Source organism: Ornithinimicrobium sediminis (assembly GCF_021272345.1).
Lineage (GTDB): Bacteria > Actinomycetota > Actinomycetes > Actinomycetales > Dermatophilaceae > Ornithinicoccus > Ornithinicoccus sediminis_B.
On the sequence record NZ_JAJSDQ010000001.1, the window covers coordinates 103,745 to 130,112 of the forward strand.

21 protein-coding genes are annotated in these 26,368 nt (G+C 72.9%); 6 read left to right on the forward strand and 15 right to left on the reverse strand.

Annotated features, from left to right (window positions below; translation table 11 throughout):
• Position 1 precedes the first annotated feature (1 nt).
• The 4 genes from LVO85_RS00450 to LVO85_RS00465 are packed head-to-tail and all read right to left on the reverse strand — an operon-like array spanning position 2 to position 3,864.
• Positions 2-1,240 (reverse strand): MgtC/SapB family protein, encoded by a 1,239-nt coding sequence (locus LVO85_RS00450; protein ID WP_232745390.1) that lies wholly within the window; start codon positions 1,238-1,240, stop codon positions 2-4.
• Positions 1,241-1,286: 46 nt separating this feature from the next.
• The gene (locus LVO85_RS00455; protein WP_232745393.1) at positions 1,287-2,141 is read right to left on the reverse strand and encodes an ABC transporter permease; all 855 of its coding nucleotides are present in this window, start codon (positions 2,139-2,141) and stop codon (positions 1,287-1,289) included.
• Positions 2,138-2,938: an ABC transporter permease gene (locus tag LVO85_RS00460; RefSeq protein WP_232745395.1), complete on the reverse strand. Its 801-nt coding sequence runs from the start codon at positions 2,936-2,938 to the stop codon at positions 2,138-2,140. The genes LVO85_RS00455 and LVO85_RS00460 overlap by 4 nt, the downstream gene beginning before the upstream one ends.
• Entirely contained in the window at positions 2,938-3,864 is a 927-nt protein-coding gene (locus LVO85_RS00465) for an ABC transporter ATP-binding protein (RefSeq protein ID WP_232745396.1), read from the reverse strand. Before LVO85_RS00465 ends, LVO85_RS00460 begins: the two co-directional genes overlap by 1 nt.
• A 177-nt stretch (positions 3,865-4,041) precedes the next feature.
• Here LVO85_RS00465 and LVO85_RS00470 point away from each other — a divergent pair, with 177 nt between their 5' ends.
• Entirely contained in the window at positions 4,042-5,322 is a 1,281-nt protein-coding gene (locus tag LVO85_RS00470) for an aspartate kinase (protein WP_232745398.1), read from the forward strand.
• Entirely contained in the window at positions 5,319-6,419 is a 1,101-nt protein-coding gene (locus LVO85_RS00475) for an aspartate-semialdehyde dehydrogenase (RefSeq protein WP_232745400.1), read from the forward strand. The genes LVO85_RS00470 and LVO85_RS00475 overlap by 4 nt, the downstream gene beginning before the upstream one ends.
• 88 nt (positions 6,420-6,507) lie before the next feature.
• On the opposite strand, the gene LVO85_RS00480 is transcribed toward LVO85_RS00475, so the two are convergent.
• The 4 genes from LVO85_RS00480 to LVO85_RS00495 form a co-directional block, all read right to left on the reverse strand.
• Positions 6,508-6,732 carry a DUF3046 domain-containing protein gene (locus LVO85_RS00480; RefSeq protein ID WP_232745403.1) on the reverse strand — a complete coding sequence of 75 codons (225 nt, stop codon included), beginning with the start codon at positions 6,730-6,732 and terminating at the stop codon, positions 6,508-6,510.
• A gap of 141 nt (positions 6,733-6,873) precedes the next feature.
• A complete protein-coding gene (locus tag LVO85_RS00485) occupies positions 6,874-7,797 on the reverse strand; it encodes an AEC family transporter (RefSeq protein WP_232745404.1) in 924 nt (307 codons plus the stop codon).
• 46 nt (positions 7,798-7,843) lie between these two features.
• Positions 7,844-9,808: an ABC transporter ATP-binding protein gene (locus tag LVO85_RS00490; RefSeq protein ID WP_232745405.1), complete on the reverse strand. Its 1,965-nt coding sequence runs from the start codon at positions 9,806-9,808 to the stop codon at positions 7,844-7,846.
• Positions 9,805-11,742, reverse strand: a complete 1,938-nt coding sequence (locus LVO85_RS00495; RefSeq protein ID WP_232745406.1) for an ABC transporter transmembrane domain-containing protein — start codon at positions 11,740-11,742, stop codon at positions 9,805-9,807. The genes LVO85_RS00490 and LVO85_RS00495 overlap by 4 nt, the downstream gene beginning before the upstream one ends.
• A gap of 154 nt (positions 11,743-11,896) precedes the next feature.
• On the opposite strand from LVO85_RS00495, the gene LVO85_RS00500 reads away from it, so the two are divergent.
• On the forward strand, positions 11,897-12,109 hold the full coding sequence (locus LVO85_RS00500) for a hypothetical protein (RefSeq protein WP_232745407.1): 213 nt from the start codon (positions 11,897-11,899) through the stop codon (positions 12,107-12,109).
• Positions 12,106-16,890 (forward strand): Lhr family ATP-dependent helicase, encoded by a 4,785-nt coding sequence (locus LVO85_RS00505; protein WP_232746159.1) that lies wholly within the window; start codon positions 12,106-12,108, stop codon positions 16,888-16,890. Before LVO85_RS00500 ends, LVO85_RS00505 begins: the two co-directional genes overlap by 4 nt.
• 56 nt (positions 16,891-16,946) lie before the next feature.
• Here LVO85_RS00505 and LVO85_RS00510 read toward each other — a convergent pair whose 3' ends face one another.
• The gene (locus tag LVO85_RS00510) at positions 16,947-17,702 is read right to left on the reverse strand and encodes a hypothetical protein (protein ID WP_232745409.1); all 756 of its coding nucleotides are present in this window, start codon (positions 17,700-17,702) and stop codon (positions 16,947-16,949) included.
• 109 nt (positions 17,703-17,811) lie between these two features.
• Between LVO85_RS00510 and LVO85_RS00515 the strand changes: the two genes are divergently transcribed.
• Together LVO85_RS00515 and LVO85_RS00520 are read left to right on the forward strand one after the other, a co-directional pair.
• On the forward strand, positions 17,812-18,672 hold the full coding sequence (locus LVO85_RS00515; protein WP_232745411.1) for a DNA-formamidopyrimidine glycosylase family protein: 861 nt from the start codon (positions 17,812-17,814) through the stop codon (positions 18,670-18,672).
• Positions 18,673-18,714: 42 nt separating this feature from the next.
• Entirely contained in the window at positions 18,715-20,040 is a 1,326-nt protein-coding gene (locus LVO85_RS00520) for an alpha-amylase family glycosyl hydrolase (RefSeq protein ID WP_232745413.1), read from the forward strand.
• Position 20,041: 1 nt separating this feature from the next.
• On the opposite strand, the gene LVO85_RS00525 is transcribed toward LVO85_RS00520, so the two are convergent.
• The 6 genes from LVO85_RS00525 to LVO85_RS00550 form a co-directional block, all read right to left on the reverse strand.
• A complete protein-coding gene (locus LVO85_RS00525; RefSeq protein ID WP_232745415.1) occupies positions 20,042-20,383 on the reverse strand; it encodes a helix-turn-helix domain-containing protein in 342 nt (113 codons plus the stop codon).
• A 91-nt stretch (positions 20,384-20,474) separates the two neighbouring features.
• Positions 20,475-20,981, reverse strand: coding sequence for a CinA family protein (locus LVO85_RS00530; protein ID WP_232745417.1), 507 nt, complete (start codon positions 20,979-20,981; stop codon positions 20,475-20,477).
• Positions 20,978-21,559, reverse strand: a complete 582-nt coding sequence (gene pgsA, locus LVO85_RS00535) for a CDP-diacylglycerol--glycerol-3-phosphate 3-phosphatidyltransferase (RefSeq protein ID WP_232745420.1) — start codon at positions 21,557-21,559, stop codon at positions 20,978-20,980. Before pgsA ends, LVO85_RS00530 begins: the two co-directional genes overlap by 4 nt.
• Positions 21,556-23,019 (reverse strand): 30S ribosomal protein S12 methylthiotransferase RimO, encoded by a 1,464-nt coding sequence (gene rimO / locus LVO85_RS00540; protein ID WP_232745423.1) that lies wholly within the window; start codon positions 23,017-23,019, stop codon positions 21,556-21,558. The genes pgsA and rimO overlap by 4 nt, the downstream gene beginning before the upstream one ends.
• A gap of 43 nt (positions 23,020-23,062) precedes the next feature.
• The gene (locus LVO85_RS00545) at positions 23,063-23,767 is read right to left on the reverse strand and encodes a two pore domain potassium channel family protein (RefSeq protein WP_232745425.1); all 705 of its coding nucleotides are present in this window, start codon (positions 23,765-23,767) and stop codon (positions 23,063-23,065) included.
• 29 nt (positions 23,768-23,796) lie between these two features.
• On the reverse strand, positions 23,797-26,298 hold the full coding sequence (locus LVO85_RS00550) for an FtsK/SpoIIIE family DNA translocase (protein ID WP_232746160.1): 2,502 nt from the start codon (positions 26,296-26,298) through the stop codon (positions 23,797-23,799).
• Positions 26,299-26,368 lie beyond the last annotated feature (70 nt).

Below are 26,368 nucleotides of genomic sequence, written 5' to 3' on the forward strand. Positions count from 1 at the left end.
GTCAGACGACAGTGAGCGCAGCGGCGGCCAGCACCATCGCCATCAGCCCCGCGGTGACCCCCAGGCCGAAGCGCCGCCCCCCGGCGGTGAACGCCAGCACGGACTTCACCACGCTGCTCGCGGCCAGGAGGGCCACGAGCCCCCAGCTCGCACTGCTCACCGAGAGGCTGCCGGTCGCGGCCAGCTGGGTCACCGTCGCCGCCGCTCCGTGCAGCTCCACCATGGCGGCGAGCGCTGCCGCCGCCAGCGCACCCCCGTCCCCCACGAGCTCCTGCAGCCACCCGGAAAGGAGCAGCACCACCGTGATCACCGCCCCCAGCGCCAGGGCGTGGCTCACCTTGAAGGCGTGCTCGGGGACACCGCCCTGGCTGCCGTGACGGTCCGTCCCGGCCAGCCTGAACAGCCCGACCAGGGCGGCACCCAGGAGCACGACGCAGGCGCCGAGCAGCGTGGGCCACGCCTCGGCGAGGAGCTCGGGCGCGCCGGCGCCGACCACGGCGACGAAGAGCAGCAGCGAGGCGAGGTTGGCCAGCAGGGCGGCGGCGACGGCGGGGCGCAGGAGCGCCGGTGCCTCCTTGGACTGCTGCCCGAAGCCGGCCACCGCGGCCGTCGAGGACGCGAACCCGGCGAAGAAGCCGGCCAGCGGCAGGCCGCGCCGGGCACCGACCATCCGCAGCGCGACATGCCCTGCGGCGCCGACACCCATGACCAGCACGACGAACCTCCACACCGCCGAGGGGTTGAGCACCCCCCACGGGTCGACGGTGCGGTCGGGCAGCAGGGGCAGCACCACCAGGGCGGCGCCGGCCAGCAGGAGCAGGTCGTGGACCTCGTCGGTGCTGAGCACCTCACGGCTGAACCGGTGCAACCTGCCCCGGAGGGCCAGCAGCACGGCGACGACCACACCCAGGCCGGCGGCGAGGGCCGGCTCCTCCATCGCCAGCACACCGAGCAGGAAGCTGATCAGGATCGCGATCTCGCTGGTGAGACCCGGGTCGTCCTCCGCGGTGCGCAGGTAGCTGACGACGGCCAGCACCCCGACCGCCAGCCCGGTGGTGAGCAGCGGGATGTCACCCAGCAGGTAGGCCAGGGCGCCGGCGAGGGTGATGAAGGAGAAGGTGCGCACCCCGGCCGCCCGGTCGACACCGTCGCGCTTGCGACGTTCCCGCTCCAGGCCGATGAGCAGGCCGACGCCGAGCGCGGTCACCAGTCCGGAGATCGTCTCTGCTGTCACCTCCATCTGCCCATCCCACCACGCAGCGGGGGTCGGTGGGGTGAGACGGCTCTCATGAGAGCAGGAGCCGTTCGATGCGTCGCGCCGCGCCGAGCACGCCGACGAGACCCATCACCACGAGGTAGGCCACGTGGACGAGCAGTCCCGGGCCGACGTCACCCAGCATCAGGGCGCGTTCCAGGGCGACGCCGTGGTAGAGCGGCGTCCACGCCACGACCGCACGGACCGCATCGGGGTAGGCCGCCAGCGGGTAGAAGGTCGCCGAGAAGAGGAAGAGGGGCTGGATGGCCAGCGTGACGTAGTCGAAGTCGGTCCAGGAGCGCATGTAGGTCGTCGCCCACATGCCGACGGCGGCGAAGGCGAAGCCGATGAGCACCGCCCCGGGCAGCGCCAGCAGCGCCCACCAGGAGGTCACGACACCCGCGGCCGCCGCGACGAGCAGGAACGCCGTCGAGTAGAGCGTGCCGCGCATCAGGGCCCAGGTGATCTCACCGACCGCGACGTCGCGCGGACCGAGCGGGGTCGCCAGCACGGAGTCGTAGAGCCGGGCGAACTTCAGCTTGAAGAACACGTTGAACGTGGAGTCGAAGATGGCACCGTTCATGGCCGAGGCGGCCAGCAGCGCGGGCGCGACGAACACGGCGTACGGCACCTGCTCACCCGCGTCGGTGGTCACGGTCTGCAGGAGGGCACCGAGGCCGATGCCGAGGCTGAACAGGTAGAACACCGGCTCCACGAAGCCCGACAGCAGCAGGACCCAGCCGCGCCGGAACGCCAGGACGTTGCGTTCGACCAGGATGCGGGCCATGCCGGCGCCGGCCGGGACGGGCAGGGCCCGTGCCACCACCGACACGGCGCGCGGCGTCGTCCCCGTCGAGGGCGCCGGCCGGCCGGCACCCGACGTCATACGACCAGCCTCCTGCGGAAGGCCCGCAGCGCCCACACCGACGACAGCATCACCAGGAGCACGAGGTATGCCGTGTGCAGGGCGACGGCGCCCCAGTCCGGGGCGCCCAGGGCCAGGTCGCGCGACACCTCCACCCCGTGCCACAGGGGCGTGACCCAGGCGACCGGCTGCAGCACCGCGGGCAGCTGGTCGACCGGGAAGAACGTGCCGGAGAAGAGGAACAGGGGCGTCATGACGAACCGGAAGAGCACGGTGTAGCCGAGCTCGACGTTGTCGCGGAGCATCGCGGAGAGGGCGAAGCACGGCACGCTGAACGCCATGCCGGTCAGCACGACGACCGGGACGGCGGCGACCACCCACCACGAGACCCAGGCCCCGAACAGGGCACCGACCAGCACGAACACCACCGTGGCCATGCTCACCGACACCGTGACGTAGAGCAGGTGGCCGAGCAGCACGTCCCCGACCCCCAACGGCGTGGCGAGCATGGCGTGGTAGCCCATGTTCCAGCGGATCGCCCCGGTGACGGAGTAGGTCGACTCGCTCATCGCGCTCCACATGGCCTGCGCGGCCAGGATGCCGGGCACGACGAACTGCAGGTACGGCACGCCACCGACCCCACCGGTCCGCTCGTCGACAAGGTCTCCCAGGACCACCCCCATGGAGACCAGGAACAGCACCGGCAGCAGGAACCGGCTGATCAGGTTGCCCTTCCAGGTGCGCAGGTAGAGCAGCCACCACATCTCGAAGGCCGGTGCCCACCGGGCACTCGGCATCCCTCGGCCCACGGTCGCCATCAGTCGACCAACGTCCGGCCGGTCAGATGCAGGAAGACGTCCTCGAGGGTGGCCCGACGCACCAGCGAGGACAGCGGCCGCACCCCGCGCCGGTGCACCTCGGCAGCGGCCTCGTCCCCGTCGGCGGCGTAGACCAGCAGCCGGTCGGGCAGCACCTCGACGCGCTCCCCCACTCCGTCGACGGCGGCGGCATGCCCCGAGAGGTCGTCCTCGACGAACCGCAGCTCGAGGACCTCACGGGTGGCGTGCCGCTGGATGAGCTCACGCGGTGAGCCCTCGGCGACGATGGCGCCGTGGTCCATCACCACGAGCCGGTCACACAGCTGCTCCGCCTCGTCCATGTAGTGGGTGGTGAGCACGAGGGTCACCCCTGAGCGCTTGAGCCGGAACAGCCGGTCCCACAGCACGTGCCGCGCCTGCGGGTCCAGCCCGGTCGTCGGCTCGTCGAGGAGCAGCATCTCGGGGTTGTTCACCAGCGAGCGCGCGATGGTGAGCCGGCGCTTCATGCCCCCCGACAGCGGCTCGACCCGCGAGTCGGCACGCTCGCTGAGCTGGGCGAAGTCGAGCAGCTCGGCGGCCCGTCGGCGCACCTCGGCGCGGCTCAGCCCGAAGTAGCGCCCGTAGATGCGGATGTTCTCGGCGACCGTCAGCTCCTCGTCGAGGGTGTCCCGCTGCGGCACGACGCCCAGCCGAGCCCGGATCGAGGGACCGTCGGTGGCCGGGTCGAGGCCGAACAGCCGCAGCGTGCCCCCGCTCGGCGGCGACACGGCCGCGACCATGCGCATCGTCGAGGACTTGCCCGCCCCGTTGGGCCCGAGGAAGCCGAACGCCTCCCCGCGGTGGACCGTCACGTCGATCCCGTCGACGGCGGTGAAGTCGCCGAACTCCTTGCGCAGGCCGCGCGCCTCGACCAACGCCTCGTCCACACCGGCACTGTATGCCGCAGCGCCGACAGTCCCCACCGGTCACCACCGGTTTACGTGACGTCAGGCATCCACCCCTACACTGAACCGCCATACGCGCGGGTCCGACAGCGGTGTCGGCTGCCCGCGCTGCTGCATACCCGCTCGCTCCTGCCCCCGACCGTCGGAGACCTCGTCCCCATGGCTCTGCTCGTCCAGAAGTACGGCGGCTCGTCGGTCTCCGACGTCGCCGCGATCCGCCGCGTCGCCCAGCGGATCGTCGACACCCACCGCGCGGGCCACGACGTGGCCGTGGTGGTCTCCGCCATGGGTGACACGACGGACGAGCTGCTCGACCTGGCCACCGAGATCAGCCCCGGCCCACCGCCGGAGCGCGAGATGGACATGCTCCTGACCGCCGGCGAGCGGATCTCGATGGCGCTGCTGGCCATGGCGATCGAGCACCTCGGTGTGCCGGCGCGCTCCTTCACCGGCGAGCAGGCCGGCATGCGCACCGACAGCTCGCACGGCCGCGCCCGCCTGCTGGACGTCACCCCCGACCGCGTGCGGGCGACCCTGCGCGGCGGCGGGGTGGCGATCGTGGCCGGCTTCCAGGGGATCTCCGAGGAGGAGGACGTCACCACCCTCGGCCGCGGCGGCTCGGACACCACCGCCGTGGCCCTGGCGGCAGCGCTCGACGCCGACGTGTGCGAGATCTACACCGACGTCGACGGCCTGTACACCGCCGACCCCCGCATCGTGCCCTCCGCCGCGAGGGTCACCCGCATCACCATCGAGGAGACCCTCGAGATGGCCGCCCACGGGGCCAAGATCCTGCACCTGCGCGCCGTGGAGTACGCGCGCCGGTTCACGGTGCCGATCCACGTCCGGTCCTCGTTCTCCGACCAGGAGGGCACCTGGATCCTGGTCGGCCGCCCGCTCACCTCTGCCCTGGAGGACACCATGGAAGACCCCCTCATCTCCGGCATCGCCCACGACAAGTCGCTGGGCAAGGTCACTGCCGTCGGCATCCCCGACCGGCCCGGCGCCGCCGCCAAGGTGGTGGGCGCGGTGGCCGCCGTCGACGTGTCGATCGACATGATCGTGCAGAACGTCAGCACGTCACACCAGGGCACCTCCGACATCTCCTTCACCATCCCCGAGGAGGACGGCGTCCGCGCCGTGGCTGCCGTCCGCGCGCTGCAGCACGAGATGGGCTTCGCCGACGTCCTCTACACGAGCCACATCGGCAAGCTGTCCCTCGTCGGTGCCGGCCTGCGGTCCAACCCCCATGTGGCGGCGAGGCTCTTCGGGGCGCTGGCCGACGCGGGTGTCAACATCGAGATGATCTCCACGAGCGAGATCCGGATCTCGGTGATCACCGACCAGCAGCGCCTCGAGGAGGCGGTGCGCGCCGTGCACACCGCCTTCCACCTCGACGCCGAGGCGGAGGCCGTCGTCTACGGGGGGTCGGGCCGATGAGCGCCGGCGCACCCCTGCACCTGGCCGTCGTCGGGGCCACCGGCCAGGTCGGCCGGGTCCTGCGACGGCTGCTCGCCGACCACGACCTGCCGGTCGCCTCGATCCGCTACTTCGCCTCGGCACGCTCGGCCGGCACCCGGCTGCCCTGGGACGGGCAGTGGGACGGCCAGCCGTATGCCGACGCACCCCGCCAGGTCGTGGTCGAGGACGTGGCCACCGCCGACCTGAGCGGCATCGACGTGGCAGTCTTCTCGGCCGGAGGTGGCACCGCCCGGGAGCACGCACCACGCTTCGCGGCGGCAGGCGCGGTCGTCGTCGACAACTCCTCGGCCTGGCGGATGGACGACCGGGTGCCGCTGGTCGTGAGCGAGGTCAACCCCGAGGCGCTCGACCAGGCGGTCTCGGCCGAGGGCGTCCGCATCGTCGCCAACCCCAACTGCACCACCATGGCGGCGATGCCGGTGCTCAAGCCGCTGCACGACGCCGCCGGTCTCCAGCGCCTGGTCGTGGCGACCTACCAGGCGGTCTCCGGCTCCGGGCTCGCCGGCGTGGCAGAGCTGGCCGGCCAGACCCGCACGGCTGCGGCGGGTGACCTCGAGGGCCTCGCCCACGACGGTGCCGCCGTCGAGCTCGGCGAGCCCGAGGTCTACGTGGCACCGATCGCCTTCAACGTGCTCCCGCTCGCCGGCGACCTCGTCGACGACGGCTCCGGGGAGACGAACGAGGAGCAGAAGCTGCGCCACGAGTCGCGCAAGATCCTCGGGGTGCCCGACCTCGCCGTCGCCGGCACCTGCGTGCGGGTGCCGGTCTTCTCCGGGCACAGCCTGGCCATCCACGCAGAGTTCGAGCGCCCGCTCTCCCCGGAGCAGGCCACCGACCTTCTGCGCGACGCCCCAGGGGTGGAGCTGTCCGACGTGCCGACCCCGCTGCAGGCTGCAGGGTCGGACCCGTCGTTCGTGGGTCGCATCCGCACCGACCAGTCGGTCCCGGGCGGCCGGGGCCTGGTGCTCTTCGTCAGCAACGACAACCTGCGCAAGGGCGCCGCCCTCAACGCCGTGCAGATCGTGGAGGCCCTGTCGGAGCGCGGGCTGGTGTGACCCGCCGGGGGCAGCGCCTGGGCATTCATCTGGTCCGTCCGCCGCCCGGTCGGAGCCTGGCCAGGCGAGCTCCTGCGCCGCGACCGGCTCAGCGGCGAGGCGAGCCCTGGTCCGCCAGCCGGCGGCGCTCCTCGGGGATGCGCAGGTCGTCGCACAAGGCCGTCCAGACCTGGCGCACGGGCACACCGGCCTCGATGGCCTCCGCGGCCGTGCGGTCCCCCAGGGCGTGCAGGACGTGGGAGGCAGCCACGGAGCGGCCGTAGGGCCCCCCGAACTCCTGCTCCATCAACGCCCAGAACTGGCTCAACCGCATGGCTCCACGCTACCCCGGCCGTGTCGGTGGCCCCGGACGTGCCTGTGGTCCGGCCGGTGGGGCCGCCGGGTGTGGCGGTGCCCGGTGACGCTGGTGGTGGTGACGACGGCGGTGAGGTCGTGGTGGTGGGCGTCGCGCCCGTCAGCCCCCGGCCCACCAGACCGTCACCAGGATGACCGGCATCGAGAGCATCGTCGTCAGGAAGATGGCGTCGCGCGACTGTGCGACGCCGCGTCCGTAGGTCACCGCGAGGATGAACACGTTCTGGGCGGTCGGCAAGGCCGCCATCACCGTCGCGGCCACGACCCAGGTCTCGGACAGGCCGAGCACCTGACGCGCGACGAGGGCAGTGGTCAGCGGCATCACGAGCAGCTTGGCCGCGACGATGAGAGCCAGCTCCGGCCCGGTGCCGTCGGCTCCCGGCAGCGGCGAGAGCCGCAGCGAGACCCCGAAGGCGAGCAGCATCCCGGGGATCGCCAGCCCGGCCAGCAGCTCCAACGGGTCCAGTACGAGCGCCGGCACGGTGACACCGGTGATCGCCACGACCAGACCGAGGACGGACGCGATGGTGAGCGGGTTGGTCAGCGGCCCCAGCGCCCTGCGCCAACCGGCCGTGTGCCGCCCCGAGGTGAGGTCGAGCGCCGCCAGCCACACCGGCTGCAGCAGGAGCAGCTGCAGCAGCAGGATCGGTGCAGCGATGGCGGCGTCGCCGAGCACGTAGGCGGCGATGGGCACCCCGAGGTTGTTGGAGTTGACGTAGGACGCGCTCATCGCCCCCATGACCAGGTGGCCGGGCCCCCGCCGCCAGACCAGGCGCGCGGTCACGACATACACCACGGTCGTGAGCACGACCCCGGCGAAGGTGGCCACGAGGAAGCCGGAGAAGATCTCCCGCACGTCCGCGTCGGCGATGATGACGAAGAGCAGCGCCGGGGAGCCGACCCAGAAGGTGAGCTTGGCCAGCATCCGCTGCTCCGCCTCGGCGAACAGGCCGGTGTGCGCGAGCAGCCAGCCGACCGCGACGACCGCCGCGATCAGCGCGAAGCCCTGCAGGACGGCGATCACCCCACGGAGTATCCACGGTGCGGGGCCACTCCGTGGGGTGTGGACGTCAGGACGTCCAGGCCCGCCACAGTGCGGCGTACTCGCCACCCGCGTCCATCAGCTCGTCGTGGCTGCCGAGCTCGATGATCCGCCCGTCCTGCACGACCGCGATCCGGTCGGCGTCGTGCGCCGTGTGGAGCCGGTGCGCGATCGCGACCACGGTGCGGCCGGTCAGCAGCGAGCTCATCGACCCCTCGAGGTGACGGGCCGTGTGCGGGTCGATCAGCGACGTCGCCTCGTCCAGCACGAGCGTGTGCGGGTCGGCCAGGATGAGCCGGGCCAGCGCGATCTGCTGGGCCTGCGCCGGGGTCAACGGCTGGTTGCCCGACCCCAGGCGCGTGTCGAGGCCGTCGGGCAGCTGGGACACCCAGCCCCACGCGTCGACCGTCTGCAGCGCGGTGACGACGGCGTCGTCCGACGAGCCGTCCCGCGCCAGCACGACGTTGTCGCGCACCGAGCCACGGAACACGTGGTGCTCCTGCGTCACCAGGGCGACCTCCGTGCGCAGCACGTCGAGCGGCAGGTCGGTGAGCTCCACACCGCCGACCTGGGCCGACCCGCTGCGGGGGGCATGGATGCCCGACAGCAGCCGGCCCAGCGTCGACTTGCCCGACCCGGAGGGACCGACCACGGCCAGCCGCTCCCCGGTGCGCAGGTCGAGGTCGATGCCGTGCAGCACGTCCTGGCCCTCGCGGTACGCGTAGCGCAGCTCACGACCGACGAGGCGCCGGCCCTGAGGCCGCTCCTCGCCCGGCGTGCGGTCCGGAGGCACCTCGGCGATGCCCAGCAGCCGGGTGGTGGACGCCACCCCGACCTGCAGCTCGTCGATGGTGCCGACCAGCCGGTCGAACGGCCCGTAGAACGTCTCGATGTAGAGCATCGCCGTGGTCAGCTGCCCCAGGCTCACCCAGCCCTGGACGTAGCCGACGGCCCCGACGCCCAGGGTGATGACCCGCGGCAGGCTGAAGGCCATGTCCATCACCAGGAAGAGCACGTTGCGCAGCGTCAGGCCGTAGCGCTCCGCCTGGGAGGACACCGCGATGTCCTCGTCGGAGACCCGCCTCCGCTCCCGCTGCAGCCCGAAGGCCTCCACCGTGCGGGCGCCCTCGACCGTCTCGGTGAGGGTCGTGTTGATGCGGGAGTAGGTCGCACCCTCGGTCAGGTAGGCCGCCGGAGCATCCCGCAGGTAGGCGCGGACCTGGAACACCGAGAGGGCCACCATGACGAGCGTGGGCACCGCGAGCACCCAGCTGTTGAACAGCATCGCGACGATGGTCAGCACCACCGTGACGGTGCCGATGACGAACTCGGGCAGCGCCCAGCGCACGCTCTGGCTCATGGCCCCCACGTCACGGGTGACGCGGGTGACCAGGTCACCGGTGCTCGCGCTCTCGACCTTGCCCAGCGGCAGCCGCAGCACCGCGCGGATGACGTGCTCACGTGCCTCCGCGAGCACGCCGTGCCCGAGCCGCGCTGCCAGCCACTTGGCCAGGTAGGTCGTCACGGCCTGCGCGACCAGCACCAGGGTCACCAGCACCACGAAGCGGGTGAGGGTGTCCTGCGGCACCTGGCCCTCGGTGTCCACCGCGACGTCGACGAGGTCGCCGAGGAGCAGCGGCACCGCCAGCCCGGTGACGGCCGCGAGCGCGTTGGCGAGGATGACCAGTGTCATCAGGCCCTTGCGTCTGCCGAGCAGGTCGCGCACGTAGGTCACCACGGTGCGCGGTGGCGCGACGGGCAGCCCCCGCTCGGGGTTCTGCGAGGAGGCCAGGTGCTCCTGGGCGCGGCGGCGGCGCACGTGGTGCCGCTGCCACAGCGCACGGTTGCGCTGCCGCCAGCCCAGCCCGGTGGGCACGTCGAGCGTGGCCGGCACGGCCGGCTCGCGCGTGCCCGGGTCACGCCAGGTGTCCGCGGAGTCGCCGAGGACCCCGCCGGTCACGGGTGGGCCGTCCATCTGGTCGACGGTGGTCATGGGGTCCTCCTTCCTTCGCGCTCTGCGGAGTCGTGCGGTGTCGTCGTGCGTATGCCGTGCGCCCGGGCCGGCGTCGCACCCTCGTCCTGCTCGCCGCGCAGGACGACCCGGCGGTAGCTGGGGCAGCGGGCCACGAGGTCGTCATGGGTGCCGACGGCCGCCACTCGGCCCTCGGAGACGAAGGCGACCTCGTCGGCGTGGTGCAGGAGCAGCGGCGAGGCCGTCATGACCACGGTCGTGCGGCCCTGCCTGGCCCGCGGAAGCCGCTCGGCGATCCGCGCCTCCGTGTGGGCGTCGACCGCCGAGGTCGGCTCCACCAGCACGAGCACCTCGGGGTCCGCCGCCACCGCACGGGCCAGCACGAGACGCTGCCGCTGGCCGCCGGACAGCCCGCGGCCGCGCTCGTCGAGCACGCCCTGCCAGCCGCCTGGCAGCACGTCGTAGACGTCCTCGGCCGACGCGGCATGCATGGCCTCCTCGGCCTGCTGCCGGCTCAGCCGGCCGTGCGGGTCGAGCGCCTCCTGCAGGGTGCCGCCGAAGACATAGGCTCCGGTGTCGCTGACCAGGATGGTGCGCCGCACCTGCTCGATCGGCAGGTCACGCAGGTCCACCCCGCCCAGCAGCACCCCCCAGGGCTCCTCGGCCCGGGCGGAGTCGCGCTCCAGCAGGTCGCGCCGTTGCTGCTCCGCCGCCCGGCGAGCCTTGCGCGCCGCCCTTCCGGACAGGTCGTCACCGCCGTCGAGCGGCGCCGGGTCGACCCCGCCGGGGAGGTAGCGGCCCAGCCGGTCGGCCAGCGCCGCGCTCTCCTCCGGGTCACCGCTGACGACCATCGTCAGCAGCCCGGGTCGCACCAGCAGCCCGGACCGGGCGTCGTAGAGCTCGGCCCGCTCGGGCACGCTCCGGTAGGACGCCGGGGGCCACGGCTCAGGCTGGCCGAGCACGGCGACGGCCTTGCGGGCCGAGACCAGCGCCCGAGTGACCTTCTGGGCGAACTCGAAGAACACCCGGATCGGCTGGACGAGGAAGAGCGCATAGCCGAGGAAGGTGATCAGCTCCCCCACGGAGAGCCGTCCCTCCTGCACCTCGCGGACGCCGAGCCACATCAGGGCCACGATGAACAACCCGGAGAAGAGCACCCCGACGGCCTCGACCAGGGCTGCCCAGCCACCGGCGCGCACCCCGGCCACCCGCACGCTCTGGGACTGCCTGGCGTAGTTGTTGCCGAAGATGCGCTCGCCGCCGATGCCGCGCAGGATGCGCAGCCCTGCCACGATGTCGGTGGCCATGGACGTCAGCTCGGAGTCGCGGGAACGCTCCCGTGTCTGCGCGCGCCCCATCGGGCGCAGCAGCGGGGTCGAGGTGAGCACGAGCAGCGGCGCCACCAGCAGCACGACCAGCCCCAGCGGCGGCGAGATCTGCAGCACGATGACCGCGACGACGAGGTAGGCCACCAGGTTGCCGACCGCGCGCGAGACGATCTCCATGAAGCCACCGAACTGGTCCCCGTCGCTGCCGGAGACACTCAGGACCTCGCCGGTGGGGCTGCGGCGGGTCAGCACGTGACCGAGCTGGACGGTCTTCTGCCCGACGAGCATGGTGGTGCCGTAGAGCGCCACGAGCCAGGACCGCACGACCACCGTGTGGTAGAACACGCCGCTGCCGGCCCCCAGGAAGGTCACCAGCAGGAGCACGCCGGTCCAGGCCAGGGTGCGGGACGCGTCGCCGGCCACGATGCCCTCGTCGACCGCACGGCCGAACACCCACGGGGTCAGTGCGGTCGGCAGCATCCAGAGCACGCTGAAGGCCGAGGCGGCCAGCATCAGGTCGCCCTGCTGCCGGACCATCCACCAGAGCAGGCGGAGGGGTGAGCGCGCGTCAGGGCGGTGCGTGGCGTCCTCGGTGAACGCAGAGAAGGGTGGTGGGAAGTCGCGCATAACCCATCAAGACTAGGTCGCTGATCCGACAGTCCACCACGGGTTTTCGGCGTGCCCCGGCGCGCACGGCACGGGCCCCTGTCGGCGGGAGGTGAGAGGATGTCGCCAGACCGAGAGCCTGACGCGCAACACTGTCGAGAGTGGAGGACCTCCCGTGCTGACACGACCCCCCCAGCCCGAGCTGGCCTGGTGGCAGAAGGCGCTGGTCGCCGCCAAGGTCTGGCGGCCGCCGCACCGGACGCTGCACCACATGACGAAGGAGGCGGAGCGGCCCGTCCCACCGCCGGTGACCGGCGCCTACGGCAACACGGTGGTCACCGAGCAGCGTCCGCGCCTGGTCCCCCAGCGTGAGGACCGACAGCGCTGAACGACGTCCTCGGACGCTTCTCCGCCCCGACCCGGGCGTGGTTCACCGCGTCCTTCCCGGGCCCCACCGAGGCGCAGCTGGGCGCGTGGGACGCCATCAGCAGCGGCGACCACACCCTCGTCGTGGCGCCGACCGGGTCCGGCAAGACCCTGTCCGCCTTCCTGTGGGCGCTGGACCGCATCTGGGCCGCACCCCGACCCTCCGACCACGAGCGCGGCCGTTGCCGGGTCCTCTACGTCTCCCCGCTCAAGGCGCTCGCGGTCGACGTCGAGCGCAACCTGAGGTCGCCCCTCGTCGGCATCCGTCATGCGGCCACCCGCCTCGGAGGGTCCGTCCCGGACGTCGGCGTGGCCGTCCGCTCCGGGGACACCCCGGCCTCGGAGCGACGGGCGTTCGCCAAGCACGGCGCAGACGTGCTCATCACCACTCCCGAGTCGCTCTTCCTGCTGCTCACCTCGGCAGCACGCTCGGCGCTCACAGGCGTCGAGACCGTCATCGTCGACGAGGTCCACGCCGTGGCCGGCACCAAGCGCGGTGCCCACCTGGCCGTGACCCTCGACCGCCTCGACGCCCTGCTGGAGCGACCTGCCCAGCGCATCGGACTGTCCGCCACGGTGCGGCCGGTCGAGGAGGTCGGCCGCTACCTCACCGGCGGGCGTCCTGTCACGGTCGTGCAGCCGCCCTCGACCAAGCGCTGGGACCTGCAGGTCGTCGTGCCCGTGCCGGACATGACCGACCCGGGCAGCGCCGCCCTCGCTCCGGAGGAGCCACCCGCACCGGACGACGTCGCCGAGGCAGCAGCCCCGACGGAGGAGCCCGGCAGCGACGACGGGTTCGTGGTCGGGCAGGGCCCCGTGCTGCCCGACCTGGACGACGCCGACGGCGGCTGGATGCCCGCCCCCGACCCGGCCGAGCGAGCCTCGATCTGGCCGCACGTGGAGCACCGGGTCGTCGACCACGTCGCCGCGCAGACCTCCACCCTCGTCTTCGCCAACTCCCGCCGCCTCGCCGAGCGGCTGACCAGCAGGATCAACGAGATCTGGGACGAGCAGCACCCCGCCGAGGCCGACCCCGACGGGTCCGGCCCCGGGGTCGCCGTCACCCCCGCTCGCCCACCGGCACAGGTGATGGCCCAGTCCGGCTCCGCCCGGGGCGCTGCACCGGTGCTGGCACGGGCGCACCACGGGTCGGTGAGCAAGGAGCACCGCGCGCAGATCGAGGACGCGCTGAAGTCCGGCACCCTGCCCGCCGTGGTCGCGACCAGCTCGTTGGAGCTCGGCATCGACATGGGTGCGGTCGACCTCGTCGTGCAGGTCGAGTCGCCGCCGAGCGTGGCCAGCGGGCTGCAGCGGGTCGGCCGCGCGGGTCACCAGGTGGGGGCGGTGTCACGGGGGGTCTTCCTGCCCAAGCACCGGGGCGACCTCGTGCAGACGGCGGTCGTCGTCGAGCGGATGCGCAGCGGCGACATCGAGCGTCTGCACGTGCCCACCAACCCGTTGGACGTGCTCGCCCAGCAGGTCGTGGCGATGGTCGCGATGGACGACTGGACCGTCGGCGAGCTGCACGAGCTGGTCCGTCGCTCGGCGCCCTACGCCTCCCTGCCCCGGCCGCTGCTCGAGGCGACGCTCGACATGCTCGCCGGTCGCTACCCGGGCGAGGACTTCGCCGACCTGCGTCCGCGCATCGTCTGGGACCGCATCACCGACACCCTCTCGGCGCGTCGCGGTGCGCAGCTCCTCGCCGTCACCAGCGGAGGCACCATCCCCGACCGTGGGCTGTATGCCGTGATGCTGGCCACCGGGGACGGCCCCGGCCGACGCGTGGGCGAGCTGGACGAGGAGATGGTCTACGAGTCCCGGGTCGGCGACGTCTTCACCCTCGGCACGACGTCCTGGCGCATCGAGGACATCACCCACGACCAGGTGCTGGTCACCCCGGCGCCCGGCCAGATCGGCCGGCTGCCGTTCTGGAAGGGCGACAGCCCCGGCCGCCCCGCGGAGCTCGGACGGGCGGTGGGCCGGTTCGTCCGGGAGACCTCCGCTGCTCCCCGGGACACCGCCCACGCCACCCTGCGGGAGCGCGGGCTCGACGAGTGGGCCGCCGACAACCTGCTGGACTACCTCACCGAGCAGCGCGAGGCGACCGGGCAGCTCCCCGACGACCGCACGGTCGTGGTCGAGCGCTTCCGCGACGAGATCGGTGACTGGCGGGTCGTGGTGCACTCCCCCTACGGCACCCCGGTGCACGCTCCGTGGGCCCTGTGCCTGGCGGCGCGGATGCGCGAGCGCTACGGCGCCGACGTGCAGGCCATGGCGGCCGACGACGGCATCGTCCTGCGCCTGCCGGACCTCGGGGACGACACCGACACGGCGTCCGCGGCCACCTTCGACGCCGACCTGGCGGCGATGCTGACGCTGGACCCCGACGAGGTCGAGGACCTCGTGACGACGGAGATCGGCGGCTCCGCGCTCTTCGCCGCGCGCTTCCGCGAGTGCGCGGCCCGTGCCCTGCTGCTCCCGCGGCGCAAGCCCGGCCGGCGCCAGCCCTTGTGGCAGCAGCGCCAGCGCTCGGCCCAGCTGCTGGAGGTGGCCGCCCGCTACCCCACCTTCCCGATCGTGCTGGAGGCGGTGCGCGAGGTCGTCCAGGACGTCTACGACGTCGGGGCGCTGCGTCAGGTGATGCGCGGGCTGGCGGACCGCTCGGTCCGGATGGTGTCGGTGCACACCCAGACCGCGTCGCCCTTCGCGCGCTCCCTGCTCATGGGCTACATCGCCCAGTTCCTCTACGAGGGTGACTCCCCGCTGGCCGAGCGGCGCGCTGCCGCCCTCTCCCTGGACCCGACACTGCTGGCCGAGCTGCTCGGCCGCGGCGAGGGGGCCTCGCTGCGCGACCTGCTCGACCCCGAGGTGGTGGCGCGCACCGAGGCCGAGCTGCAGCGGCTGGTCCCCGAGCGCGCCTGCCGTGACCGGCACGAGGTCCTCGACCTGCTGCGCACCCTCGGCCCGCTGTCGACGGCCGAGGTCACCGAGCGGACCGTGGCGGAGGCCCGGGCCGAGGTGGGCACGTGGCTGGCCACCCTGGCCGAGCAACGGCAGGTGATCGACGTCCGCGTCGCGGGTGAGCAGCGGTGGGCCGACGCCCAGGACGCCGCACGGCTGCGGGACGCCCTGGGGGCCGCTCTGCCCCCCGGCGTGGCCGGGACCTTCCTCGAGCCGGTGGAGGACCCGATCGGCGACCTGGTGGTGCGGTATGCCCGCACCCACACCCCGTTCCGCCCCGAGGCACTGGCCGGTCGGCTCGGGCTCGGCCCGGCGGTGGTCCGGGACGCCGTGCGCCGGCTGGTGAGTGCCGGTCGTCTCGTCGAGGGAGCGCTGCGCCCCCTCGACGGTGCCGCGGGCGAGCCGTCGAGCCCCGACCTCTGCGACGCCGACGTGCTCCGGATGCTGCGCCGGCGCTCCCTGGCGGCGCTGCGCCAGGAGGTCGAGCCGGTCGCCCAGACGACCTACGCCCGCTTCCTGCCGCAGTGGCAGTCGGTGGGCGGGCTGCGTGGCGTCGACGGGGTGCACCGTGCGGTCGAGCAGCTGGCGGGCGCCCGGGTGCCGGCCAGCGCCCTGGAGTCCCTGGTGCTGCCGGCACGGGTCCGCGACTACCGGCCGGCCCTGCTCGACGAGCTGATGACCGGGGGCGAGGTGCTCTGGCAGGGCCACGGGTCGCTGCCCGGGGACGACGGCTGGGTGTCACTGCATCTCGCCGAGACCGCACACCTCACCCTGGCCGCGCCCGACCGGGTCGACGACGACACCGCGCTGCGGGTGCTGGGCCTGCTCGAGCAGGGGGGAGCCTTCTTCTTCCGCGCGCTGTCCGACACCGTGGGGACGGTCGACGGCCTCGTGGACGACCAGACGCTCCTGCGCACCCTGTGGGACCTGGTCTGGACGGGGCACCTCACCGGTGACACGGTCGCCCCGCTGCGCGCGCTGCTGTCCGGAGGTCGCACAGCGCACCGGACCCGTCCCAGGGGCGCACGGTCCACCCGCTGGTCACGCTCGTCGGTGGCGCTGGCCTCCCGGCCCGCTCGCCCGTCGATGCCGGCGCGCGGTGGGCCACCCACCGGGGTCGGGCGCTGGTCGGTGCTGCCGGCGCCGGAGGACGACCCGACCGTGCGCGCCCTCGCGACCGCGGAGCAGCTCCTCGACCGATACGGCGTGCTGACCCGGGGCAGTGTCGTGGCCGAGGGCATCCCGGGAGGGTATGCCGGCGTCTACCGCATCCTGGCGGGTGCGGAGGAGGCCGGGCGGGTGCGCCGCGGCTACTTCGTGGAGCACCTGGGAGCGGCGCAGTTCGGCACCACCGGCGCCGTCGACCGCCTCCGCGCGCTCGGCGAGGACCGCCGCGGTGAGACGCCCGAGGTGCACGTGCTCGCGGCCACCGACCCCGCCAGCCCCTACGGCGCTGCGGTGCCGTGGTCCGAGCAGCCCGCCGACGTGGAGGGCTCGCACCGCCCCGGTCGCAAGGCCGGAGCGCTCGTCGTGCTGGCCGACGGCGTGCTCGTGGCCTACCTGGAGCGCGGCGGCCGCACCGCCCTGACCTGGACCGACGACCCCGAGGCGCTCCAGCCGGCCGCACATGCCCTGGCCGACCAGGTGCGGCACCGGGCCCTGGCAGCGCTCACGGTGCACCGCATCGACGGACGCCCGGCCCTGGGCGACCACCCTTTCGCGGCCGCGCTCGAGACGGCGGGCTTCCACACCGCACCGCAGGGGCTGCGACTGCGTCGGTGAGGTCCGCAGAGCCTGCGCGCGACGGCTGGACCGAGGACGCGGAGTCCTCCGACTGCTCAGGTCCCGCGCAGCACGTCGACGTGGACATGGTCGAGGTGGCGCAGGACCTCGTCGGCCGGGGCCGGGGCGTCGTACGAGCGCCAGCCCCGGCCCGAGCCCCGGACCCCCCAGTAGCGGTCGTCCCAGATGACGTACTGGATGTGCAGGTCCTCGGCATGCGCAACCAGCCAGTGCGCCAGCACCCACCCCTCGCGGCGGCTCTCCTCGCTCACCGGCCGGAAGAAGACGTCGACCGCGCGGCCGTCGTAGTGGGTGGACTCCGCACCGTGGCCGCTGTCCACCCCACCGGGGGCGAAGCCCCCGAGGCTCAGCTCCCCGAACACCTCGCCCATGGCCTCGAGGACCCCCTCCGCACGCGGCGTCAGCCCCGAGTCCCCCGGCTCCTCGCGCGGCAGCGCCGGGTCCTGCCGGGCGCGGCAGGAGAGCACGGGTCCGGCGTCGTCGGAGGGTCCGTCGGCCAGCAGGTCCAGGACCTGCGGCGGCACGTCCTCGGTGTCAGGGCCCTCCTGGCCGCGTGCGGCCAGCGCGACAGCGGTCGTGGCCCGCTGCGCCTGCTCGGTGCTCAGGGGGGTCCGGCTGTCGTCCGTCCGGACGGTGCACTCCGCGGTGACCCGTGCTCCCAGCTCGGCAGCCTGCTCGGCGATGACGGGCCCTGCCAGCACCAGGCCGGCCGCCGTCGCCCCCAGCACGGCGACCACCGGCAGCCGGGACGCACCGGTGCCCCCGCGTCTGCCCTCCGGTGTCGTCGCCATCGTGTGGAGTACGACGCACCGGCACCCGTGGTTTGTTCCGCGGCGCCCTCTCCGGGCGTCGCCTACCGTGGTGGTATGCCGCCCGCACGAGGTCCCGAGGAGCCGAGCCGTGCCCGAGGGTGACGCCGTCTGGCGGACGGCCCGTCGGCTCCACCGCGGGCTGGCCGGGCAGGTGCTGCTCGGGTCGGACCTGCGCGTGCCCCGCCTGGCCACCACGGACCTCGGCGGGCGACGCACCCTGGAGGTCGTGCCGCGCGGCAAGCACCTGCTGCATCGTGTCGAAGGCGGGCTGACCCTGCACAGCCACCTGCGCATGGAGGGCAGCTGGAGGGTGCACCGCGGTGCGCGTCCGACGGCAGCCGCCGGCCGGCATACGGTCCGCGCCGTCCTGTGGACCGACGGGCAGGTGGCGGTCGGCGACAGCCTGGGGATGCTCGACCTGGTGCGCACCGCCGAGGAGCACCGGGTCGTCGGCCACCTGGGGCCCGACCTGCTGGACCCGGGCTTCGACCGTGCGCAGGCCCTGGCCAACCTGACGCGCGAGCCGGGCCGCACCGTCACCGAGGCGCTGCTCGACCAGCGCAACCTCGCCGGCATCGGCACGATCTTCGCGAGCGAGCCGCTCTTCCTGCACGGCGTCCACCCCTGGGCGAGCGTGGCCGAAGTCGGTCCGGACACGGTGGCGGAGCTGGTGGACACCGCACGGCGCCTCCTGGTGACCAGCTGCCGCGTGGGGCGGACGACCATCACAGGGCGCACCGACCTGGTCGACGACGCGTGGGTGCACGGTCGGGTCGGGCTGCCCTGCAAGCGGTGTGGCGACACGGTGCGGGTGGCCCCCATCGGCGCGCAGCCGCAGCAGCGGGTGGTCTTCTCCTGCCCCACGTGCCAGGGCGGGCGGGCACCGACCGACGACGGCGGGCGACAGCTGCCGCTGGGCTACGGACGCGGTGACCACCTCCGCCGCTGAGCGAGGTTCGTCTCCCGCGGCCGGGTGTGGTCGACTGGTCGTGTGCAGACCTCCGACCCGTACACCCCTGCCCCTGACGTCCGGCTGTCCCACCCGGAGTGGACGCGCGACGCAGTGATCTACCAGATCAACCAGCGGCACTTCACTGCCGAGGGCACCTTCGCCGCCGCCGAGGCGCACCTGCCCCGGCTCAAGGAGCTCGGCGTCGACATCCTGTGGCTGATGCCGGTCACCCCGATCGGTGAGCTGAACCGCAAGGGGGTGCTGGGCAGCCCGTACGCCGTCAAGGACTACCTGGCCGTCAACCCCGAGTTCGGCACCCTGGAGGACCTGCGGCACTTCGTCGCTGCCGCCCACGAGCTCGGCATGAAGGTCATCCTGGACTGGGTGGCCAACCACACGGCCTGGGACAACCACCTAGCCACCGAGCACCCGGAGTGGTACGCCCGGGACTACAAGGGCGACTTCCGGCCCACGCCCTGGTGGGACTGGGACGACGTCATCGACCTGGACTACGACCAGCCGGGGCTGCGTCGCTACATGACCGAGGCGATGACCTACTGGGTGCGCGAGGCCGACGTCGACGGCTACCGGTGCGACGTCGCGGGCTACGTGCCGACGGACTTCTGGGAGCACGCCCGCACCGAGCTGGAGAAGGTCAAGCCGGTCTTCCTGCTGGCCGAGTGGGAGGCCCGCGACCTGCACGTCGCCGCGTTCGACGCGACCTACGCGTGGTCCTGGAACGACACCCTGCACAAGATCGCGCAGGGCAAGGCGGACACCGAGGCGCTCAAGGTCTACTACGCGTGGAACGAGCGCGCCTACCCACGCGACATCATGCGGATGCTCTTCGTGTCCAACCACGACCACAACGCCTGGGACGGCACCGAGTACGAGCAGTTCGGCGAGATGCGCGAGGCCGCGATCGTCCTGTCGGTGGTCAGCGAGGGGATCCCGCTCATCTACAGCGGCCAGGAGGCCGGCAACGACCGGCGCCTGGTGTTCTTCGACAAGGACCGGATCGAGTGGCGCCAGGACCCGCAGGGCGAGCTCTACCGCAGCCTCTTCGCGCTCAAGAAGGCGCATCCCGCCCTGTGGAACGCTGCCTGGGGCGCGCGCATGGTGCGGGTCCCCAACGACGTGGAGAGCCGGGTGATCAGCTTCGTGCGTGCCCACGACGGCGACGAGAGCGAGGACGCCGTGTTCGGGGCCTTCAACCTCAGTGGCCAGGAGGTCACCGTCACCCTCGCCGGCGGGCCTGCCCAGGACCGCGCCTACACGGACCCGTGGTCCGGAGCACCGGTGGACTACCGCGAGGGTGCGACGCTGGCCCTGCCTGCCTGGGGCTACGTGGTCGCGACGACCTGAGTCAGGCGGCGGAGTGCACCGCGGTGCGCTCGCCTCGGGCGATCGCACCGTGGTGGATCGGCTTGGCCAGGCCCTCGGTGAGCATGGCGGTGACCTGGCGCTCGGCGGCCTCGGCCAGGCTCACCCGGTCGGCGACGTCGCTGAGCATCTGGGCCATCGGCAGGTCGAGCGCCTTGCAGATGGAGGCCAGCAGCTCGGAGGAGGCCTCCTTCTCACCGCGCTCCACCTCCGAGAGGTAGCCCAGCGAGACGGAGGCGCTGGCGGACACCTCGCGCAGGGTGCGGCCCTGGTCCTGGCGCTTCTCGCGCAGGACGTCGCCCAGCTCTCGTCGAAGCAGAACCATCGCCGAACCCTCCTTCGCGCGTCACGGCGTCAACACCTCGTCGGCACTTCGTGGGGTCCACCGTACCGTGACTGCCTGACAAGGCGCTGACTCAGCCCCCCGTGACCGCCTCCAGGAGCAGGCCCAGGACGTGGTCGACCGTCGCGACCCGGATGTCGGACCGTGTGCCGTGCAGGGACAACACCCGGTGCCGGTCCACTTCTTCCCCGTCGGGCAGCAGCCCGTGCACCGCGACGTGCACCGTGCCGGGGGGATGGCCCTCGCTGGGCTCCGGACCGGCGACCCCGGTGGTCGCCACCGCCCAGTCGGCCCCCAGCGAGGTCCGCGCCCCCACGGCCATCAGGCGCGCTGTCTGCTCCGAGACGGCGCCGTGCTCGGCGAGCACCGCTGCAGGCACGCGGAGCAGCGCCTGCTTGGTCGCCACGGCGTAGGCCACCACCCCACCGAGCATCACGGCACTCGCTCCGGGCACTGCGGTGACGGTGGCTGCCACCAGCCCGCCGGTGAGCGACTCCGCGGTCGCCAGCGTCTGGCCGCGCACCTGCAGCGCGGTGACCACCCTGGCCGCCCGACCCGGGTCGACCACCAGGTCGCTCATCGGTCCGAGGTGGCCTCGCGGTAGAGCCGCCAGGCCTTCACGACGTAGTCCAGACCTGTCACCACGGTGACCACCACCGCGGCATACATCACCCACAGCCCCAGGGAGTGCAGCAGGCCGGTGAGCGGGAGGATGAGGAGCAGGAGCCCGAGGGCCTGCAGGAGCGTCTTGAGCTTGCCGCCCCGGCCGGCCGCCATCACGCCGTAGCGGATGACCACGAAACGCATCAGCGTGATGCCGACCTCCCGCACCAGGATCACGATGGTCACCCACCACGGCAGCTCGCCGAGGGAGGACAGCCCGATGAGGGCCGCCCCCATGAGGGCCTTGTCGGCGATCGGGTCGGCGATCTTGCCGAAGTCGGTCACCAGCCCCTGGCGACGGGCGATGTCGCCGTCGAGCCAGTCGGTGGCCGTGGCGAGGGCGAACACCGCCGCGGCCCAGACGCGTATCGACGGGGACTCGCCCCCCTCGACGAACAGCAGCCACAGGAAGACCGGCACCAGCACCAGGCGCAGCACGGTCAGGGCGTTGGGGATGTTCCAGGCGCTGCCCTGCGCGGCGGGGGGTGTCGTCATCGACGGACCTCCTGTGCCAGGGGGGCCACCGGCGCTGCGGCGACCAGGTCGACCCCCTCGGTGGCCACGACCGTCGCCGCGACGACCTCCCCCACGCGCAGCAGCCCGGCGCCCTCCCCCACGAGCCGGGTCGTGCCGTCCACGTCGGGCCCCTGCTGCTCCGCGCGCCCCAGCACCGCGCCGTCCTCGTCGACCTCCTCGACCAGCACCGAGACCTGCTCGCCGACGCGCTCCTCGGCGCGCTGCGAGGTGAGCTCCTCGACCAGCGAGGTGAGCTCGGCGACCCGCTCGGCCACCACCTCGGGGGCGTGCTTGCCGGTGTAGCCCTCGGCCTCCGTGCCGTCCTCGTCGGAGTAGCCGAACACGCCGACCACGTCGAGCCGGGCCTCCCCGAGGAAGGAGCGGAGCTCGGCGAGGTCGGTCTCGGTCTCACCCGGGAAGCCGACGATGACGTTGGAGCGGATGCCCGCCTGGGGCACCCGGGCGCGCACCTGCTCGAGCAGGGTCAGGAAGGAGGTGCGGTCGCCGAAGCGACGCATGCGCCGCAGCAGCGGCCCGGAGGCGTGCTGGAAGGAGATGTCGAAGTAGGGCACGACCCCCTGGGTGGACGCGATGGCGTCCAGCAGGTCGGGGCGGATCTCGGCCGGCTGGAGGTAGGACACGCGCACCCGTTCGATGCCCGGCACCGCGGCCAGCTCGGGCAGCAGCTGCTCGAGCAGGCGGAGGTCGCCGAGGTCCTTGCCGTAGGACGTGGTGTTCTCGCTCACCAGGAAGACCTCGCGCACACCCCGCTCGGCCAGCCAGCGGGCCTCCGCGAGCACCTCGTGCGGCCGCCGGGAGACGAACGACCCGCGGAACATCGGGATGGCGCAGAAGGCGCACCGCCGGTCGCAGCCGGAGGCGAGCTTGAGAGGGGCCCACGGGCGGCCGTCGAGCCGGGCTCGCACAACGGGAGGGCCCGAGGCCGGGGCGACCTCGGCCAGCGGGGCCTGCTGGTGACCGGGCAGCGACACCGAGGCGCTGGTCGTATGCCGTGCGGCGGGCGCGACCGGCAGCAGCGTGCGCCGGTCGCGGGGCACGTGGGAGGCCGGGGAGTGGCCGTCCAGGACGGCCTGCAGGTGGGTGGACATCTCGGTGTAGGAGTCGAAGCCGAGCACCGCGTCGGCCTCGGGCAGCTGCTCGGCCAGCTGCGTGCCGTAACGCTCGGCGAGGCACCCGACGGCCACCACCGCACGGGTGCGACCGGACTCCTTGAGGTCGCCGGCCTCCAGCAGCGCGTCGACGGAGTCCTTCTTGGCCTGCTCCACGAAGCCGCAGGTGTTGACGACGGCGACGTCCGCCTGGGCGGCGTCCTCCACCAGCAGCCACCCCTCCGCGGCGAGCCGGCCGGCCAGCTCCTCGGAGTCCACCTCGTTGCGGGTGCACCCCAGGGTGACGAGGGCGACGCTGCGCTGGGTCATGTCCCCCACCCTAGAGGCCGCGGGCCCCGCGGCCCCCGTGGCCTCACCGACGGAACTTCACCAGGGTGAGCCCGAGCAGGCGGGCCACCACCAGCGCGATGTAGAAGACCTGGTTGAGCATCTGGATCATGATCACCGAGCGAGCCGGGTTGGAGTCCGCCGCCGGGCCGATGTCGGACAGGCCGGTCCCGGTGAGGGTCGTCGTGGACAGGAAGAGCAGCTCGAACCAGGTCAGCTGCTCGTGCCCGCCCTCCACGGTGAAGGACCCCGGCCAGATCATCTGCACCACCCCGTAGGTGTAGGCGTAGGCCCAGACGAGCACGGTGAAGCAGGCCCCCGTGGCGAAGAGCTCGTCACGGGAGACCCAGGCGTCGGCGAACATGTAGCGCAGCAGCGAGACGGCCGTGTAGAAGTAGAAGATCGCGTGGAAGACGTAGGACAGCAGGCCGACCCAGAAGACGTCGGGCCAGATGGCCTCGCCGATGGTGAGCAGGAACACCGGGGTGCCCAGCGTCCAGGCCACGATGCGCACCGAGGGGGTGCGGTCGACCGCGGCGACCGCCAGGAGCAGCACGACCAGCCCCAGGACGGAGATGACGGTGCGCCCCGCACCCCCGCTGGTCGTGTAGGGGAAGACCAGGATGGCGACCAGCTGGACGGCCAGCAGGACACCCGAGGGGTGCTCGCGCAGCGCCGCCCAGTACCGCTGGTAGCGGTTGCGCCCCGCAGCACCGGCGTAGGTGAACATGGACCGACCCTAGTCAGTCTCGCCCGTGGTCACCCACGGCCGGTCAGCTCCCATGCGTCCTCGGTCTCCTCCACCTCGTCGTACTCGTCTCCCAGCACGTCACCGACCTGCACGTCCTCCTCGGAGCGCTCGACCGGGTCGGGGCTGGGCGGCGGCTCCTGGCCCTGCAGCGCCGCCAGGGTGGGCTCCAGGTCGTCGGGCTTGACGAGCACGTCGCGCGCCTTGCTGCCCTCGGACGGACCGACGATGCCCCGCGACTCCATGAGGTCCATCAGACGTCCGGCCTTGGCGAAGCCGACCCGCAGCTTGCGCTGCAGCATGGACGTCGAGCCGAACTGGGTGGTGATGACCTGCTCGGCAGCCTGCAGCAGCAGGTCGAGGTCGTCACCGATGTCCTCGTCGACCTGCTTCTTGGGCGCGGCCACCGTGACGTCCTCGCGGTAGACGGGCTTGAGCTGGCCGGTCACGTGCTTCACCACGCTGCTGATCTCGGACTCGGTGACCCAGGCTCCCTGGACCCGCATGGTCTTCGAGGCCCCCATCGGCAGGAAGAGCGCGTCACCCTGGCCGATGAGCTTCTCGGCACCCGGCTGGTCCAGGACGACCCGGCTGTCGGTGACCGACGAGGTCGCGAACGCCATCCGGCTGGGCACGTTGGCCTTGATGAGGCCCGTGACGACGTCGACCGAGGGCCGCTGCGTGGCCAGCACCAGGTGGATCCCGGCGGCCCGGGCGAGCTGGGTGATCCGCACGACCGACTCCTCCACGTCGCGCGGGGCGACCATCATCAGGTCGGCGAGCTCGTCGACGACGACGAGCAGGTAGGGGTAGGGCTGGAGCACACGCTCGGAGCCCGGCGGAGGGGTGATCGAACCGCTGCGGATGGCCTTGTTGAAGTCGTCGATGTGCTTGAAGCCGAAGGCCGACAGGTCGTCGTAGCGCTGGTCCATCTCGCGCACCACCCAGGCGAGCGCCTCGGCCGCCTTCTTGGGGCTGGTGATGATCGGGGTGATCAGGTGCGGGATGCCCTCGTATGCGGTGAGCTCGACCCGCTTGGGGTCCACCAGGATCATCCGCACCTCGTCGGGTGTCGAGCGCATGAGCACCGAGGTGATCATCGAGTTCACGAAGCTCGACTTGCCCGAGCCGGTCGCCCCGGCCACCAGCAGGTGCGGCATCTTGGCCAGGTTGGCGATGACGTAGCCGCCCTCCACGTCCTTGCCGACGCCCATCACCATGGGGTGGGTGTTGTTGCGGGCGGCCTGGCTGCGCAGGACGTCGCCGAGGCTGACGTTCTCGCGGTCGGTGTTGGGGATCTCCACACCCACGGCGGACTTGCCCGGGATCGGGGAGAGGATGCGCACGTCGGCCGACGCCACGGCATACGCGATGTTCTTCGAGAGCGCGGTGATCCGCTCGACCTTGACACCCGGGCCGAGCTCGACCTCGTAGCGGGTGACCGTCGGGCCCCGCATGAACCCGGTGACCTGGGCGTCGACGCCGAAGTCGTCGAGCACGCCGGTGAGCGCGTCGACCACCTTGTCGTTGGCCTCCGAGCGGGTCTTGTGCGGGCTGCCCGGCTTGAGCAGGGCGTTGTCCGGGAGCGCGTAGGTGACGTCGCCGGCCAGCACGAGCTGCTCGACCCGCTGCGGGAGGGGGCTGTGCGGCGGCGGCTCGAGGGTCGCCTTCGCCGGCGCCGGTCCCGACGTCGCCGGGACCGTGGCGGTCGGGTCGACCCGCGGGATGGGCTCGGTGGACTCGCCCCGGTCGGCAGCCTTCCCGGCTCCCCGTGCGCGCTTCGGACCGTCCTCCTCGGTCGCCGCAGCAGCCGGCGGGCGAGCGCGCAGCGAGCGGCCCTTGCCGCGCTGCACCTCGGCGGCCTGGTCGAAGGCCCGGTCACCCACCCGCTCGCCGTCGACGTCGCCACGCCGGCGTCCTCCGCGGGCGGGGCCGTCGTCGAACCGGCTGGAGTTGAACAGGTGCTCCTCGACCTCGCGCAGCCGGTCGGGGATGCGGTGCACGGGGGTCGCCGTGAGCACCAGGAAGCCGAACACGCCGAGCAGCCCCAGCAGGACCACGGCACCCCAGGTGGTCACCGCCGCGACGAGCGGCGCGGCCATGAGGAAGCCGAGGATGCCCCCGGCCTGCTGCATCGCCTCGGCCCCCGCGCCGTAGTCGGGGGCACCGACGGCGAGATGGGTCAGCCCGGAGGCCGCCAGCAGCAGGGCGACGGTGCCGATGGCCATCCGGTGGTTGGCGGCGCCTTCCTGGGGCCGTCGCAGCATGCGCAGCGCGAAGAAGAGCAGCACGACGGGCAGCACCAGGGCGACCAGGCCGAAGGTGCCTGCGGCCACGGCGTGCACCCCGTCACCCACCGGCCCCTGCAGCCCCCACCACTCGCGGAGTGCGACGACGAGCGCGAGCGCGAGCAGGAGGAAGCCGACGCCGTCCCGGCGGTGCTCGGGCTCGAGTGCTTCGGTCGGGGCCTTGTCGCCCATCTTGCGCACGGCTCCTGCAGTCAACGTGGCCATTCCCATCCAGGCGCCGCGGGCGGCCCGCCATGGCAGCGGGGCCCGTCGGTCGCGGGTCGTCGTGGCCGGA

Excerpts from the sequence above, each read along its gene's own strand:
- LVO85_RS00460 (WP_232745395.1), bottom strand. The coding sequence starts at position 2,938 with ATGGCGACCGTGGGCCGAGGGATGCCGAGTGCCCGGTGGGCACCGGCC.
- LVO85_RS00550 (WP_232746160.1), bottom strand. The coding sequence starts at position 26,298 with ATGGCCACGTTGACTGCAGGAGCCGTGCGCAAGATGGGCGACAAGGCC.
- LVO85_RS00525 (WP_232745415.1), bottom strand. The coding sequence starts at position 20,383 with ATGGTTCTGCTTCGACGAGAGCTGGGCGACGTCCTGCGCGAGAAGCGC.
- rimO (WP_232745423.1), bottom strand. The coding sequence starts at position 23,019 with ATGACCCAGCGCAGCGTCGCCCTCGTCACCCTGGGGTGCACCCGCAAC.
- LVO85_RS00510 (WP_232745409.1), bottom strand. The coding sequence starts at position 17,702 with ATGGCGACGACACCGGAGGGCAGACGCGGGGGCACCGGTGCGTCCCGG.
- LVO85_RS00530 (WP_232745417.1), bottom strand. The coding sequence starts at position 20,981 with ATGAGCGACCTGGTGGTCGACCCGGGTCGGGCGGCCAGGGTGGTCACC.
- LVO85_RS00470 (WP_232745398.1), top strand. The coding sequence starts at position 4,042 with ATGGCTCTGCTCGTCCAGAAGTACGGCGGCTCGTCGGTCTCCGACGTC.
- LVO85_RS00450 (WP_232745390.1), bottom strand. The coding sequence starts at position 1,240 with ATGGAGGTGACAGCAGAGACGATCTCCGGACTGGTGACCGCGCTCGGC.
- LVO85_RS00475 (WP_232745400.1), top strand. The coding sequence starts at position 5,319 with ATGAGCGCCGGCGCACCCCTGCACCTGGCCGTCGTCGGGGCCACCGGC.
- LVO85_RS00480 (WP_232745403.1), bottom strand. The coding sequence starts at position 6,732 with ATGCGGTTGAGCCAGTTCTGGGCGTTGATGGAGCAGGAGTTCGGGGGG.
- LVO85_RS00455 (WP_232745393.1), bottom strand. The coding sequence starts at position 2,141 with ATGACGTCGGGTGCCGGCCGGCCGGCGCCCTCGACGGGGACGACGCCG.
- pgsA (WP_232745420.1), bottom strand. The coding sequence starts at position 21,559 with ATGACGACACCCCCCGCCGCGCAGGGCAGCGCCTGGAACATCCCCAAC.
- LVO85_RS00545 (WP_232745425.1), bottom strand. The coding sequence starts at position 23,767 with ATGTTCACCTACGCCGGTGCTGCGGGGCGCAACCGCTACCAGCGGTAC.
- LVO85_RS00495 (WP_232745406.1), bottom strand. The coding sequence starts at position 11,742 with ATGCGCGACTTCCCACCACCCTTCTCTGCGTTCACCGAGGACGCCACG.
- LVO85_RS00490 (WP_232745405.1), bottom strand. The coding sequence starts at position 9,808 with ATGACCACCGTCGACCAGATGGACGGCCCACCCGTGACCGGCGGGGTC.